The sequence below is a fragment of the Jeotgalibacillus sp. 10bf12 genome, assembly GCF_055597105.1.
Map to the genome: position 1 here is coordinate 2,241,513 of NZ_CP200276.1, position 15,230 is coordinate 2,256,742.

Below are 15,230 nucleotides of genomic sequence, written 5' to 3' on the forward strand. Positions count from 1 at the left end.
AACTATTTGCAAAACATCTCCTATAATCATGTCTGCCGTGCTGAATTATGCTACAATATTTTAAGGGTTTGCAACGAGATAACGGAGGTAGACAAGTGATTTATTATTTGCTGGCTTTATTTATTATTGCAGTGGACCAGCTGACAAAGTGGCTGGTGGTCCGTAATATGGAAGTGGGGGAATCGATCAATGTGATTGATGGTTTCTTCTACCTGACCTCGCATCGTAATACAGGTGCAGCATGGGGGATGCTTGAAGGACAGATGTGGCTGTTTTATATTGTCACACTGGTTGTCATTGCAGGAATTCTTTATTATTATCACAAACATGCTAAAGGAAATAAATTATTCAGTGCAAGTCTGATGGTGTTACTTGGAGGAGCAGTCGGTAACTTTATTGACCGTATTTTCAGGCAGGAAGTTGTAGACTTTTTACAGTTTACGTTCTTCAACTTTATATTCAACATTGCTGATGCCGCGCTGACAATTGGAGTAATCATGTTATTTCTTCAAATGATTTTAGAAGAAGTGCAAGAAAAGAGGAAGAAAAATGGAAAACATTCAACACTCAATACAGGAAAATGAAAAAGGAAAACGCCTTGATGCAGTATTAGCAGGGCTTGAATATAACTGGTCAAGATCTCAGGTGCAGCAGTGGATTAAAGACGGAAACGTAACAGTAAACGGTTCAACAACAAAACCGAATTACAAATGCGTACCAGGTGTTGCAGTTCAGATTGAGATCCCGGATCCTGAACCGCTTGATGTGGAAGCTGAAGAAATGAACCTGGATGTTTACTATGAGGATTCAGATGTACTTGTAGTAAATAAGCCTAAGGGTATGGTCGTTCACCCGGCTCCCGGTCACCTGACTGGTACGCTCGTCAATGGACTGATGGCGCATTGTAAGGACCTCTCAGGTATCAATGGCGTGCTGCGCCCAGGCATTGTCCACCGGATTGATAAGGACACATCAGGTCTTTTGATGGTAGCAAAAAATGATTCTGCTCATGAAAAGCTCGTGCAGCAGCTTGTTGATAAAAGCGTAACAAGAAAATACACAGCAGTTGTCCACGGTGTCATTACACATGATGCTGGTACAATTGATGCACCGATTGGCCGCGATAAAAAAGACCGACAGAGTATGACTGTTGTAGATGGCGGTAAACAGGCAGTGACACATTTTAATGTGATGGATCGATTCAAAGATTTCACACTGGTTGAGTGTATTCTGGAAACAGGCCGTACACACCAGATCCGTGTCCATATGAAACATATTGGTTTTCCTTTAGCAGGCGATCCGAAATATGGTCCACGTAAGACACCTGATCTGAATGGTCAGGCACTTCATGCAGGTGTACTTGGGTTTATCCATCCTTCTACTGAAGAATATATGGAATTCGAGGCTCCTGCCCCAGAGAGCTTTAATGAATTTCTTGAGAAACTTAAGAACGAACATTGACATTGATGGCATGAAAGTTTAAACTGAGAACAACTTAATAACTGAAACCTTTAATCCGGTCCAGAGAGGCAGGAAAGGCTTAGCGAATGTACAAGGTATATTTCTGCCCTTCCGTCTGTCTTCAGCCGGAGGGGCTTTTTATATCTCGAAAGGAATGATCAGATGTCTGCAACTGTCGTGATGGATGAACAGATGATGAAAAGGGCACTTACCAGAATCGCCCATGAAATCATCGAGCGGAATAAAGGCGTTGAAGATTGTGTGCTCGTAGGCATTAAAACCAGGGGCATTCATTTAGCAGAACGTCTGAAGGAAAGAATCGAGTCGATCGAACAGGTAAGCGTACCAGTCGGTGAGCTGGACATTACAATGTATCGTGATGACCTTGAAAAAAAGCACACTTCCGGAGAACCGGTTGTACACAGTAAAAATATTTCTTTAGAAATCAATAATAAAAAAGTGATTGTAATTGATGATGTGCTTTACACAGGAAGAACAGTCAGAGCTGCGATGGATGCCATTATGGACAGTGGCAGACCCACTCAGATCCAGCTTGCTGTGCTGATCGACCGGGGCCATAGAGAGCTTCCGATCAGAGCTGACTTTGTAGGGAAAAATATCCCGACATCAAGCACTGAAAAAATCAGCGTTGAGCTAAACGAGACAGATCAAAATGAACAGGTAACAATACACAAATAAATCCTTTAATGCAGTCCCGAGAGGCTGGCAAAGGAGACGACTTGGGATATGTATATCCTCATGAACCTCTTTGCCATGCTTTATGGGCACAGAGGTTTTTTTTTGAGGAGGAAATGTCGATGACAAACATACAAACAGCAAAACCGCTTCTTGATGTAGAGGAAAAACCAAAATTAAATCAATGGCTTACGCTCAGCCTGCAGCACCTATTTGCCATGTTCGGAGCAACAGTTCTTGTGCCGATGCTAGTAGGCTTAAGCCCGGGTACAGCACTTTTATCAAGCGGGCTGGGAACAATTGCTTATCTGATCATCACAAAAGGTCAAATCCCTGCATATCTTGGATCATCATTCGCTTTCATCGCCCCGATTATCGCCGCTACTGAAATAGGTGGCCCACAGGCAGCCATGCTCGGCGCATTTTTTGCGGGACTAGCTTACGGTGCAGTTGCAATGCTGATCTATAAATTCGGAGTGAACTGGTTAATGAGAATACTCCCGCCTGTTGTGGTAGGGCCGGTCATTATCGTCATCGGACTCAGCCTGGCAGGTACGGCTGTCAACATGGCAATGTATGAAAATCCATTGGCAGATCCGACTGAATTTGTCTACAGTGGAACTCATATCACAGTTGCCCTGATTACACTCGCAATTACAGTCATTGCTTCCATCTACTTTAAAGGGTTCTTCGGACTGATCCCGGTCCTTGTAGGAATCACGGGCGGTTATATTGCAGCAATGTTTGCAGGACTTGTTAATTTCCAGCAGGTGATTGATGCACCATGGTTTGCTGTACCGGAACTTTATATGCCATTTGTAGATTATACGCCAAGCTTCTCATGGACAGCTATTGCTATCATGGTTCCAGTGGCAATTGTTACACTTTCAGAGCACACGGGTCATCAGATGGTGGTTAGTAAAGTAGTAGGGAGAAATTTCTTGGAAAAACCGGGATTACACAGGTCGCTGCTTGGTGATGGTGTTGCCACAGTGATCGCATCAATGATCGGTGGACCGCCTAACACCACTTACGGTGAAAATATTGGTGTGCTAGCAATCACGAGAATCTTCAGCGTGTTTGTTATCGGAGGCGCAGCAGTCCTTGCAATTTTCTTCGGATTTGTCGGTAAAGTATCAGCGCTGATCAGCTCGATTCCGACACCAGTAATGGGCGGAGTATCCATCCTGCTGTTTGGCATCATTGCTTCAAGCGGACTCAGAATGCTGATTGAAGCAAAAGTAGACTTTTCTTACAAACGTAACCTGATCATTGCTTCAGTCATCATGATCATTGGCGTTGGAGGAGCATACGTTCAATTTACAGAGTCCTTTGTACTTCCGGGTATGGCGCTTGCAGCGATTATCGGTATTGGACTGAACCTGATTTTACCAGGACGCAAACCGGAAGAAGAATCACTATTTAATGAAAATAAAGCCGCATAATAATCCTTTTAAATGAAGTCCAGAGAGGCTTTCAAAAGGGTTTCTGACAGCATCAGTCTGTCTAAAACCGCTTTTTGAGCCTCTACTCAAAAAGCGGTTTTTTTAATAAGAATAGTATCAGGATATGGATGTAGAACAATTTTAATGAATAACGCAGCTGTTCCTTAGAGGACCGGACGGAGACTCCCGCCCCAGCAAGGGACAGCGGTTATAAATCAAATTAACAAGGAGGTTCAACCATGCATTTTCTTACACTTGATGAACTGACAGTTGATGATATTTATGAGGTGCTTCACCAGGCAGAAGCATTGACGAATCATAAGCCGCTCCCTAGGCCGGATCTGTATGCCGTTAATCTGTTTTTTGAAAACAGTACAAGAACAAAGTGCAGCTTTGAAATGGCACAGAGAAAGCTTGGCATGAATGTCCTTTCATTTGAGGCGGGCACGGCTTCAATCAGTAAGGGTGAATCACTGTATGACACAGTTAAAACGCTTGAAGCAATCGGTGTGGATGTTGCGGTGATCCGGCACAGTGAGGAAAGATACTTTGATGCATTGAAAGATAAAGTGTCAATTTCCCTTATTAATGGCGGCGATGGAATGGGCCATCATCCATCCCAGTGCATGCTTGACCTTCTTACAATCTATCAGGAGTTTGGCGATTTCAAAGGTCTGAATGTCACGATTGCGGGTGATATCAGACATAGCAGAGTGGCACGCTCAAACACATACGCACTGAAAAGGCTCGGTGCTAACGTGAGCTTTTCAGGCCCGGCAGCCTGGCGTGACCCTGATTTGGAAGATATCTCATTTATTGAAATGGATCAGGCAGTCAAAGAAAGTGATGTCCTGATGCTATTGCGCGTACAGCATGAAAGGCATGCATTCGGAGAAAACTTTACAAAGCTGGAATATCACAATCAATATGGACTGACTTTAGAAAGAGAGAAAAAGATGAAAAAAAACAGCATTATCATGCATCCTGCTCCAGTCAACAGAGGAGTGGAAATAGCGGATGAGCTGGTTGAATGTGAAAGGTCCCGCATTTTTAAACAGATGAAAAATGGTGTGATCACGAGAATGGCTATGCTTCAGTATGTACTGGCGAAAAGAGAGGAGACAAAACATGAACTTATTAATTAAAGGTGCAAAAGTATATGGATACGGTAATGCGGATGTCAGAATCTCAGAAGGCAGCATTCAGTCAATTGGTGATTTATCACCTTTACATAATGAGGAGGTCATTGAGGCTGCAGGAAAGACGCTTTCCCCAGGGTTTGTGGATGTTCACATCCATTTAAGAGAACCGGGAGGGGAACATAAAGAAACCATCAAAACAGGTACAGCGGCTGCAGCACGTGGAGGGTATACGCTGGTGTGTGCGATGCCAAACACGAGACCCGTACCGGATGACGTTGAAACACTTAAAAGTATACAAAATAAAATAACGGATGATGCGCTGGTACCCGTTTTACCTTACGCATCCATTACAAAAAACCTCGCTGGTAAAGAGATCAATGACTTAGAAGCACTTGCAGCACAAGGTGCTTTTGCATTCACAGATGACGGTGTAGGTATTCAAAGTGCTGATCAGATGCTTCAGGTAATGAAAAGAGCTGCTAAATTAGGTAAAGCAGTCGTTGCCCACTGTGAAGATAACAGTCTGATCCATGGCGGGTGTATGCATGAAGGACAACGATCAAGTGAACTTGGACTGCCGGGTATTCCGTCAGTGTGCGAATCTGTTCAGATCGCGCGTGATGTCCTGCTCGCTCAAGCAGCTGACTGCCACTACCACGTGTGCCATGTGTCAACGAAAGAATCCGTCAGAGTGATACGTGACGCTAAAAAGGCAGGTATTAAAGTAACAGCTGAAGTCACACCACACCACTTGTTACTAAATGAAGAAGCGATACCGGGTGATGATGCGAACTTTAAAATGAATCCTCCACTCCGGTCAAAAGAAGATCAGCAGGCACTGATCGATGGACTTGAAGATGGAACGATCGATTTTATTGCGACAGATCATGCGCCTCATGCGAAAGAGGAAAAAGATGAAGGGATGCTGAGAGCGCCTTTTGGTATAACAGGACTTGAAACGGCATTTCAGCTGCTGAATACAGCATTTGTAGAAACCGGACGCTGGACAATTGAACAGCTGATTGAATGGATGGCAGTAAAGCCGGCGGCAGTGTTCGGATTGGACGGGGGAAAACTGACAGAACAAGCGGTTGCGGATCTTGTATTACTTGATCTCACTGAGAAAAATAACATCAGCGCTGAAGACTTCTTTTCAAAAGGAAAAAACACACCATTTAACAGTCAGCAGGTAAGCGGAAAAGTAGTACTGACAATCAGTAAAGGGAAAATTGTATTTCAGGAGGAGATCGTATGACAAACAAACTGCTAATTTTAGAAGATGGTTCAGTATTTAAAGGTGAAGGCTTCGGCTGGATGGGGGATGCTGAGGGAGAAGTTGTATTCAACACAGGAATGACGGGCTATCAGGAAATTCTCTCAGATCCATCTTATTGTGCGCAGATGGTTGTTCTGACTTATCCACTGATTGGGAATTATGGCATTAACAGAGATGATTTCGAATCAATTCATCCCTATATTAAAGCATTGATCGTTCGTGAAGCTTGCGATCTGCCATCGAACTTCAGAAGCGAAGCGAGCATTGATGACCTGCTGAAAGAAAAGAAAATCCCGGGACTTTCAGGCATTGATACAAGAAGACTGACAAAGCTGATCAGAAGCTACGGAACAATGAAAGGAAGAATCTGTGCTGATACGGCTGATATCGCTCAGGTGGTAGCTGAACTGAAATCATCCGAACTTGCTACAGACCAGGTGAGCCGCGTATCAACAAAATCATCTTATCCGAGTCCAGGCCGGGGCAAGCGTGTTGTGGTAGTAGATTACGGGATGAAACACGGCATTTTAAGAGAATTAAACCGCAGGCAGTGTGACGTGATTGTCGTTCCATATCATACTTCAGCGAAAGAAATTCTTAGGCTCCACCCGGATGGGGTTGTTCTTTCAAATGGGCCTGGTGATCCAAAGTCAGTACCAGAATCAGTACAGGCAGTTAAAGAGCTTGTCGGTGCTGTGCCGGTCTTTGGTATCTGTCTCGGCCATCAGCTGCTCGCACTTGCAGGGGGTGCAGATACATTTAAGTTGAAATTCGGCCACCGCGGATCGAATCATCCTGTAAAAGAACTTGAATCAGGGAAAGTAGCCATCACAGCGCAGAACCACGGCTATGCAGTTGATGAAAACTCACTGCTCACAACAGATTTTATCGTGACACATAAAGCATTAAATGACGGAACAGTTGAAGGAATTGCACACAGGGAACATGCAGCATTTTCTGTACAGTATCACCCTGAAGCTTCACCGGGTCCTGAGGATGCGAATGAATTATTTGACCGTTTTATTCAACTGATGGAAGAGGAGGAAATTCAATATGCCTAAGCGTACAGATATTAAAACCATTTTAGTGATCGGGTCCGGTCCAATTATCATTGGACAGGCAGCTGAATTTGATTATGCAGGCACACAGGCCTGTCTTGCTCTGAAAGAAGAAGGCTATCGCGTCGTACTGGTTAATTCAAACCCTGCAACGATTATGACTGACACTGAAATTGCAGATAAAGTGTATATGGAGCCTCTGACAGTTGAATTCATCAGCAGAATCATCAGAATGGAAAGACCTGATGCCCTTCTGCCGACACTTGGCGGACAGACTGCGCTGAACCTGGCAGTTGAACTGTCGGAAAGCGGTATTCTTGATGAGTGTAACGTTGAAATTCTTGGAACCAAGTTAGATGCCATTCAGCAGGCGGAAGACAGAGACCTTTTCAGAAAGCTGATGAATGAACTGAATGAACCGGTACCGGATAGTGAAATTATTCATAATCTTGATGAAGCATTTACTTTCGTTCAGGAAATTGGCTACCCGGTGATCGTCCGCCCTGCTTTTACACTTGGCGGCACGGGCGGAGGGATCTGTCATAACGAAGAAGAACTGATTGAAGTTGTCACATCAGGCCTGAAATACAGCCCTGTTACACAGTGTCTGCTTGAGAAGAGCATCGCCGGATTCAAGGAAATTGAATATGAAGTAATGCGCGACAAAGATGATCACGCCATTGTGGTTTGTAACATGGAAAATATTGATCCGGTCGGCATTCATACAGGAGATTCAATCGTAGTTGCGCCTTCACAGACATTGAGCGACAGAGAATATCAGATGCTTAGAAACTGTTCTCTTAAAATCATTCGCGCACTTGGTATTGAGGGAGGCTGTAACGTTCAGCTGGCACTGGATCCTGACAGTTTTCAATACTATATTATAGAAGTAAATCCGCGTGTCAGCAGATCATCAGCGCTTGCGTCAAAAGCAACAGGTTATCCGATTGCAAAGCTTGCAGCTAAAATTGCAACAGGCCTGACGCTTGATGAAATGATTAACCCGGTGACAGGTACATCTTATGCCTGCTTTGAGCCTGCACTTGACTATGTTGTGACAAAGATTCCGAGATGGCCATTTGATAAGTTTGAATCAGCGAAACGTAATCTTGGCACACAGATGAAAGCAACAGGTGAGGTCATGGCGATCGGGCGCACACTTGAAGAATCGCTGTTAAAAGCAGTGCGATCACTTGAGAACAATGTATATCATTTAGAGATTGAACAAAATGATGCCGAATGGGTAGAGCGCCGTATCAGAAAAGCAGGTGATGAGCGTCTGTTTTATATCGGTGAAGCACTGAGAATGGGTGTATCAATAGAAGAGATCCATGAATGGAGTAAGATTGATCACTTCTTCTTAAATAAGATGAATAACATCGTCCAGTATGAAAAAACACTGCTTGGAAATCAATCATATGAGAGTTTATATAAAGCTAAAAGAATGGGATTCAGTGATAAAACAATCGCTAAACTGTGGAACGTGACAGAAGAGGACGTTTATAACAGAAGAAAATCAGAAGGCCTAATGCCTGTATATAAAATGGTGGATACGTGTGCTGCTGAATTTGAATCAGAAACACCTTACTTTTACGGAACATATGAAGATGAAAATGAGTCGATCGTAAGCAACCGTAAAAAAGTTGTTGTGCTAGGATCAGGACCGATCAGAATCGGTCAGGGTGTCGAGTTCGATTATGCAACGGTTCATTCAGTATGGGCCATTAAAGAAGCAGGTTACGAAGCAATTGTGATCAATAGTAATCCTGAAACAGTTTCTACAGACTTCTCAATCTCAGACAAGCTCTACTTTGAACCGCTCACACTTGAAGATGTCATGCATGTGATTGACCTTGAAAAACCTGAGGGCGTGGTTGTTCAATTTGGTGGTCAGACCGCAATCAACTTAGCAGATGGTCTTGCTAAAAGAGGCGTGAAGATTCTTGGGACATCACTTGAAGATGTTGACCGCGCAGAAAACAGGGATGAATTCGAAAAAGCATTAAAAAACCTTGGTATACCACAGCCTGAAGGAAAAACGGCTGTATCAGAGGAGCAGGCAGTAACTATTGCAGGTGATATCGGATACCCGGTATTAGTGAGGCCTTCATACGTACTGGGCGGACGCGCAATGGAGATCGTATATCATGAAGCAGAGCTTCGTCAGTATATGAATACAGCAGTGAAAGCGAGTCCTGAACATCCCGTATTGATCGACCGTTATCTGACTGGTAAAGAAATTGAAGTGGATGCAATCAGTGATGGTGAAACTGTGTGTATCCCTGGCATTATGGAACATATTGAACGTGCAGGGGTTCACTCTGGAGACTCAATTGCTGTGTATCCACCTCAGTCACTCACACCTGAGCAGATCGCAATGCTTGAAGACTACACTATCCGACTGGCAAAAGGGTTAAATATTAAAGGGTTAATCAATATCCAATACGTCATCTCAAAAGGTGAAATTTTTGTTCTTGAGGTAAACCCAAGGTCAAGCCGGACTGTACCATTTATGAGTAAAATCACAGGCATTCCAATGGCGAACATGGCAATGAAAGCAATTCTTGGGGAAAAAATCAGCTCCTTTGGATTCGATACAGGTCTTGCACCGCAAAAAGAAGGTGTCTATGTTAAAGTTCCGGTCTTCTCTTTTGCAAAACTGAAGCGTGTAGATATCACACTCGGACCTGAGATGAAATCCACTGGAGAAGTCATCGGTAAAGATGAGACGTTAGAGAAGGCTCTATATAAAGGCCTCACTGCAGCCGGTATGAATATTAAGCATCACGGCTCTGTTCTGTTAACTGTAGCAGATAAAGACAAAGAAGCAGGTACGATGCTTGCTGAGAGATTCCACCGTCTTGGCTATCATATTCTTGCAACTGAAGGGACTGCGCAGACATTTAAAGAAGCGGGCATTCCTGCAGAACCAATCAACAAAATCGGTGAACAGGGCAAAACGCTGATCGATGGTATTCAGTCAGGTGAAATACAGCTGGTTGTCAACACGCTTACAAAAGGCAAGCAGCCTGCAAGAGACGGCTTCAGAATCCGCCGTGAATCAGTAGAAAATGGCGTGCCGTGTCTGACATCACTTGATACTGCAGAAGCCATGCTGCGCGTACTTGAGTCAATGAACTTTACGATGGCACCTATGAGCCCGATTAAAAAGGCGGCATTCGTATGATCAGAGTCGAAAAAATGAAGATTGAAAAACAGACTGAGATCGCTAAAAACATCTATGAGCTGAAGCTGAAAGGTGAACTGGTCAATGAAATTGCGATGCCGGGACAATTTGTCCATATTAAAGTCAATACAGCGAATGATCCTTTATTAAGAAGACCAATCAGTATCTCTTCTTATGACAAACGCGAACAGACTATGACACTGATCTACAGAGCGTCAGGACTTGGGACCAGAGAATTGACAAATCAGACAGATGAAATTGATGTGATGGGACCGCTAGGAAGCGGATTCCCGGTTGAAAGCGCAGAAGGCAAAACAGCAATATTGATCGGAGGCGGGATTGGTGTCCCGCCTCTCTACGAATGTTCCAAGCAATTAAAAGCTAAAGGATTCAATGTGATTCACGTGCTCGGGTTTGAAACAAAAGAAACTGTATTCTATGAGTCTGCGTTTAAAGAACTCGGTCCGGTATATATCACAACTGCTGACGGCACATATGGAACCAAAGGATTTGTGACGGAGGCCATCAACTCATTTAACCTGCAGGCGGATCTATTTTTCGCTTGCGGCCCTGTACCCATGCTTGGTGCAGTTGAACAGCAGTTTGAACACACGCCTGGCTTTATTTCCATGGAGCAGCGAATGGGCTGCGGAATCGGTGCATGTCTTGCGTGTGTATGTCAGGTGAATGGCCCGGAAGCATACAAGAAAGTATGTACAGATGGACCAGTCTTCAGAAAGGGGGAGTTAGTGTATGGATAAGCTTAGCATCAGTCTTCCGGGGCTTGACTTGAAAAATCCAATTATGCCAGCGTCCGGCTGCTTCGGTTTCGGCAGGGAGTACAGTCAATTTTATGACTTAAGCCTGCTCGGGTCCATCATGGTAAAAGCGACAACGCTGGAGCAGAGAATGGGTAACCCGGTTCCGCGTGTGGCAGAAACATCATCAGGCATGTTAAATGCAATCGGTCTGCAAAATCCCGGTCTGGAAAAAGTGATCAGTACTGAACTCACCTGGCTGGAACAGTTTGACCTGCCGGTGATTGCAAATGTCGCGGGATCAATGACTGAAGACTATGTGGCGGTAGCTGAAAAGATTTCACAGTCAAAAAACGTAAAAGCGATAGAACTGAATATCTCATGTCCGAATGTAAAAGAAGGCGGAATTGCATTTGGTATAGACCCTCAAACGGCAAGAGAGCTGACTGAAAAAGTGAAAGCTGTCTCTGCAGTCCCGGTGTATGTAAAACTCTCACCTAATGTTGCAAATATCACAGAGATGGCACTTGCTGTTGAAAATGGCGGAGCAGATGGGCTGACTATGATTAATACACTCGTAGGTATGCGCCTTGATCATAAAACGGGTAAGCCGGTTATTGCGAATAAAACCGGAGGACTTTCAGGACCTGCGATAAAACCGGTTGCCCTCCGAATGGTTTATGAAGTGAGTCAGGTTTCATCTCTGCCTATTATTGCGATGGGGGGCATCAGTTCTGCCTGGGATGTCATTGATTTTATATCAGCTGGCGCAAGCGCTGCTGCAGTTGGAACGGCAAACTTCGTCAACCCGTTTGTCTGTAAAGAAATCATTGAAGAACTGCCGGAGATTTTAAATGAACTTGGAGCAGCACATATACATGATCTGAAAGGGAGGGCCTGGAAAATTGGAGAAACTGCCAATCATCGCGCTTGATTTCACCGGTACAGAAGCTATCCATTTTCTGAAGCAATTTGATGAACAGCTTTTTGTCAAAGTGGGTATGGAGCTGTTTTATGAAAGTGGACCATCAATTATTAAAGAAATCAAAGGAATGGGACATAAAATTTTTCTTGATCTGAAACTGCACGATATCCCCACAACCGTCCAAAAAGCAATGAAGCAGCTTGCAGTACTTGATGTAGACCTTGTAAATGTTCATGCAGCAGGCGGCCTTCAGATGATGAAGGCTGCAGTAAATGGACTGAATGAGGGATCAAATGGCAAACGCCCTGATATCATAGCAGTCACCCAGCTCACCTCCACTTCGGAAATTCAGATGCAAAAAGAACAGCAAATACAGGGAGAACTCATTCAATCAGTTCAGCATTACGCAGATCTTGCTAAAGAGGCGGGGCTTGACGGTGTTGTATGTGCAGCAACGGATTGTGCGCATTTGATCAGTCATCTGGGAACGGATTTTAAATATATAACACCAGGTATCCGTCCAAAAGGAACTGCTGCAAATGACCAGATCCGGACAGCTACACCAGCAGAAGCTGCAAAGCTTGGCGCTTATTCTATCGTAGTAGGCAGAGCCATCACAGGAAGTAAAGATCCGGTTGCAAGTTACCATCAAATTAAAAAGGAATGGAGCGGGACTGATGAATAAAAAAATGGCAGCATATCTACTGGAAATAAAAGCAGTTGAATTAAATCCGGAAAATCCATTTACCTGGGCGTCCGGCATCAAATCTCCCATATACTGTGACAACCGCTTAATCATGTCATATCCTGAAATCAGATCATTTGCTGCAGACCAGCTGACAGAGCTGATTAAAACAAACTTTCCTGAAGCAGACATCATTGCAGGAACTGCAACAGCCGGCATCCCTCATGCTGCATGGGTAAGTGAAAGATTGGATCTGCCGATGAATTACGTGCGCTCTTCAGCCAAAAAGCACGGTAAAACGAACCAGATCGAAGGTAAAGTTACTCCGGGTAAAAAAGCAGTTGTAATAGAAGATTTAATCTCAACAGGCGGAAGCAGTATCGAAGCAGTCAAAGTACTTGAGGAACAGGGGATTGAAGTATTAGGGGTTGCCGCACTATTTACATACGGCTTCAAAAAAGCAGAACAGCATTTCAAAGAAGCAGGCGTCCCATACCACACCCTTACAAACTTTGACACACTGATCGAAATAGCTGTGGAGATGAACGTCATCAGCAAAGATCAGTTAACTGCGCTGGCAAGATGGAAGAGTGAGTTTTAATAAGAAGTGAAATTAATTGTTGTTTTGAAAGAAGGATTTAGCAGTAAATAAAATGAGCTGAATCTTGTAGTGTGGGACGGATACTCCCGCCCCAGGAAGGGACAGGTGAGACCGTTCATGTGCAGCATGGAGGGGCTCACCGCCCGTGGGCAGGAAAGCGCAGTCCCACACGGAAAGATTCAGCGGTTATAAAAACTCTTACTTTTTTAAACGTCTGATCAATTCATCATCAGGCGTTACATACACTGTCTCCTGCTGTTCATAAATCACATAGCCGGGCTTGGATCCGCTCGGCTTTTTCACATGGCGGATTTTAGTAAAATCAACGGGCACTGAACCTGAAGCCCTCGCCTTACTGAAATATGCTGCAATTTTAGCTGCTTCTAAAATCGTTTCCTCATCAGGCTCCTTATCCCGTATAACAACATGAGAACCGGGAATGTCCTTCGTATGAAGCCAGATCTCATCTTTACCGGCTGCCTTATTTGTCAGATAGTCATTCTGCTTATTATTTTTCCCGACTAGAATGAGTGTACCGTTACTTGCAACGTACTCCTCTAAAACCGGCTTTTTCGGTTTTGATTTTTTCTTCTTCTGCTTTTTTGCTTTCATGTAACCTTCTTCAGCAAGTTCTTCCCTGATCTCCTCAAGGTCTGAAGGTGAGGCGGAATCAAGCTGCTGCATCAGCTGGTCAAAGTACAGAATTTCTTTTTCCGCAATGTTGATCTGCTGTTTGACAACATCCACTGCATTTTTTGCTTTCTGGTATTTAGTAAAATACCATTGTGCATTCTCAGATGGCGTTTTTCGGGGATCAAGTTTAATCGTAACTGATGGAGAGTCCTCTTCATAATAGTTAAGGACATCCACTTCAGACATCCCGCGTTCAACTGCGTAGATATTAGCAGTCAGCAGCTCACCACTCAGCTGATATTTTCCTGCTTCAGCTGCCTGATCAAGTGTTTTATTCAGTTTTTTTATTTTTAATACATTTTTATCTTTTTCATTTTTAATAAAACGTTCCAGATCATGCCCCTGCTGTCTGACGCGATCCCGCTCAGCTTTTCCGAAGTAATACCGGTCTAACAGCTGGCTGATCGAAGGGTAGGATTCAATTTGCGCATTTTTAAGCTGCTGCAGCGGATATAAATAAAAGTAATCTTTATTTTCTGCCTGCATAAATGAAGCTTCATAATCATGAGACTCCATCCGATTCAGGAGCTCACTGAAAGCCTCATACACACGTTTTTTTTCAGGTAATCCGGCGCGTTCGATCACTTCTTTCGCAAATAAGGGAGAGAAGCCGGCGAAATGCTGTACAAGCTGTTTATCAAGTTTCCCGCTGTTCCAGTCCATTGTACGCAAAAAGACTTCTTCATTCACTTCAAATGGGTCCAATTTGTTCTGTTCAGGCGGCCATTCGAAGTCTGCACCCGGAAGAATTGTTCTTGCACGGTTCACAGAAGGATTCAAATGTTTGATACTATCTAAAATCATACTGCGCTCTTTATCTACTAATATAATATTCGAGTGCCTGCCCATGATTTCTACAATTAACTGCTTATATGAAACGTCACCGATCTCATTTCGACCCTTCACTTCAAATACGATAATCCGTTCCATATCTTTTTGAGTGATGGATTCAATGATCGCACCTTCTAAATGCTTACGGAGAAGCATACAGAACATAGGTGGTTCTGAAGGGTTGTCATACTGCTCTTCAGTCAACTGGATTCTGGAGTAGGAAGGGTGGGCTGAGAGAAGCAGTTTGTGATTTTTACCCTGTGCACGGATGACCATGATCAACTCATTCTGATAGGGCTGATGGATCCTGCTGATCCGGCCGCCATCTAATTGATCAGTTAATTCTTTTGTGATGGCTCTGGTGAATAATCCATCGAATGACATACAAATCCCTCTTTCTGTCTTTCTTTATCTTCTGTCCCATCTTACCATCTTTTTGACCGGTCTGTATGCTATAATGAAGTACATTGAA

Annotated in this window: 13 protein-coding genes; 12 read left to right on the plus strand and 1 reads right to left on the minus strand. The window is 43.8% G+C overall.

The features are described 5' to 3' along the window. Window positions 1-95 precede the first annotated feature (95 nt). The 12 genes from lspA to pyrE all read left to right on the plus strand — a co-directional run bounded on the left by lspA (window position 96) and on the right by pyrE (window position 13,234). Complete coding sequence (gene lspA, locus DH10bf12_RS11645; protein ID WP_404409046.1) at window positions 96-584, plus strand: signal peptidase II; 489 nt, start codon at window positions 96-98, stop codon at window positions 582-584. Beyond that, entirely contained in the window at window positions 550-1,461 is a 912-nt protein-coding gene (locus DH10bf12_RS11650) for an RluA family pseudouridine synthase (protein ID WP_471735452.1), read from the plus strand. The genes lspA and DH10bf12_RS11650 overlap by 35 nt, the downstream gene beginning before the upstream one ends. Before the next feature lie 162 nt (window positions 1,462-1,623). Continuing rightward, window positions 1,624-2,160: a bifunctional pyr operon transcriptional regulator/uracil phosphoribosyltransferase PyrR gene (gene pyrR, locus DH10bf12_RS11655; protein ID WP_471735453.1), complete on the plus strand. Its 537-nt coding sequence runs from the start codon at window positions 1,624-1,626 to the stop codon at window positions 2,158-2,160. Between the two features lie 119 nt (window positions 2,161-2,279). After that, window positions 2,280-3,602: a uracil permease gene (gene uraA / locus DH10bf12_RS11660; RefSeq protein WP_471735454.1), complete on the plus strand. Its 1,323-nt coding sequence runs from the start codon at window positions 2,280-2,282 to the stop codon at window positions 3,600-3,602. Window positions 3,603-3,841: 239 nt separating this feature from the next. Beyond that, on the plus strand, window positions 3,842-4,747 hold the full coding sequence (locus DH10bf12_RS11665) for an aspartate carbamoyltransferase catalytic subunit (protein ID WP_471735455.1): 906 nt from the start codon (window positions 3,842-3,844) through the stop codon (window positions 4,745-4,747). After that, the gene (locus DH10bf12_RS11670; RefSeq protein ID WP_471735456.1) at window positions 4,731-5,999 is read left to right on the plus strand and encodes a dihydroorotase; all 1,269 of its coding nucleotides are present in this window, start codon (window positions 4,731-4,733) and stop codon (window positions 5,997-5,999) included. Before DH10bf12_RS11665 ends, DH10bf12_RS11670 begins: the two co-directional genes overlap by 17 nt. Then, window positions 5,996-7,081, plus strand: a complete 1,086-nt coding sequence (locus DH10bf12_RS11675) for a carbamoyl phosphate synthase small subunit (protein ID WP_471735457.1) — start codon at window positions 5,996-5,998, stop codon at window positions 7,079-7,081. Before DH10bf12_RS11670 ends, DH10bf12_RS11675 begins: the two co-directional genes overlap by 4 nt. Then, complete coding sequence (gene carB, locus DH10bf12_RS11680; RefSeq protein WP_471735458.1) at window positions 7,074-10,265, plus strand: carbamoyl-phosphate synthase large subunit; 3,192 nt, start codon at window positions 7,074-7,076, stop codon at window positions 10,263-10,265. The genes DH10bf12_RS11675 and carB overlap by 8 nt, the downstream gene beginning before the upstream one ends. After that, window positions 10,265-11,026: a dihydroorotate dehydrogenase electron transfer subunit gene (locus tag DH10bf12_RS11685; protein ID WP_471738232.1), complete on the plus strand. Its 762-nt coding sequence runs from the start codon at window positions 10,265-10,267 to the stop codon at window positions 11,024-11,026. The genes carB and DH10bf12_RS11685 overlap by 1 nt, the downstream gene beginning before the upstream one ends. Then, entirely contained in the window at window positions 11,019-11,957 is a 939-nt protein-coding gene (locus DH10bf12_RS11690; RefSeq protein ID WP_471735459.1) for a dihydroorotate dehydrogenase, read from the plus strand. The genes DH10bf12_RS11685 and DH10bf12_RS11690 overlap by 8 nt, the downstream gene beginning before the upstream one ends. Beyond that, a complete protein-coding gene (gene pyrF / locus DH10bf12_RS11695) occupies window positions 11,929-12,633 on the plus strand; it encodes an orotidine-5'-phosphate decarboxylase (RefSeq protein WP_471735460.1) in 705 nt (234 codons plus the stop codon). Before DH10bf12_RS11690 ends, pyrF begins: the two co-directional genes overlap by 29 nt. Next, window positions 12,626-13,234 (plus strand): orotate phosphoribosyltransferase, encoded by a 609-nt coding sequence (gene pyrE, locus DH10bf12_RS11700; protein WP_471735461.1) that lies wholly within the window; start codon window positions 12,626-12,628, stop codon window positions 13,232-13,234. The genes pyrF and pyrE overlap by 8 nt, the downstream gene beginning before the upstream one ends. A gap of 198 nt (window positions 13,235-13,432) precedes the next feature. Here the strand turns inward: pyrE and DH10bf12_RS11705 are convergent, their stop codons facing one another. Further along, window positions 13,433-15,142 carry an Rqc2 family fibronectin-binding protein gene (locus tag DH10bf12_RS11705; protein WP_471735462.1) on the minus strand — a complete coding sequence of 570 codons (1,710 nt, stop codon included), beginning with the start codon at window positions 15,140-15,142 and terminating at the stop codon, window positions 13,433-13,435. Between the last annotated feature and the right edge of the window lie 88 nt (window positions 15,143-15,230).

Coding starts and splice junctions, on each gene's coding strand:
- DH10bf12_RS11675 (WP_471735457.1), top strand. CDS start 5,996: ATGACAAACAAACTGCTAATTTTAGAAGATGGTTCAGTATTTAAAGGT.
- DH10bf12_RS11670 (WP_471735456.1), top strand. CDS start 4,731: ATGAACTTATTAATTAAAGGTGCAAAAGTATATGGATACGGTAATGCG.
- uraA (WP_471735454.1), top strand. CDS start 2,280: ATGACAAACATACAAACAGCAAAACCGCTTCTTGATGTAGAGGAAAAA.
- DH10bf12_RS11705 (WP_471735462.1), bottom strand. CDS start 15,142: ATGTCATTCGATGGATTATTCACCAGAGCCATCACAAAAGAATTAACT.
- pyrR (WP_471735453.1), top strand. CDS start 1,624: ATGTCTGCAACTGTCGTGATGGATGAACAGATGATGAAAAGGGCACTT.
- carB (WP_471735458.1), top strand. CDS start 7,074: ATGCCTAAGCGTACAGATATTAAAACCATTTTAGTGATCGGGTCCGGT.
- DH10bf12_RS11690 (WP_471735459.1), top strand. CDS start 11,019: ATGGATAAGCTTAGCATCAGTCTTCCGGGGCTTGACTTGAAAAATCCA.
- DH10bf12_RS11665 (WP_471735455.1), top strand. CDS start 3,842: ATGCATTTTCTTACACTTGATGAACTGACAGTTGATGATATTTATGAG.
- pyrE (WP_471735461.1), top strand. CDS start 12,626: ATGAATAAAAAAATGGCAGCATATCTACTGGAAATAAAAGCAGTTGAA.
- DH10bf12_RS11650 (WP_471735452.1), top strand. CDS start 550: ATGGAAAACATTCAACACTCAATACAGGAAAATGAAAAAGGAAAACGC.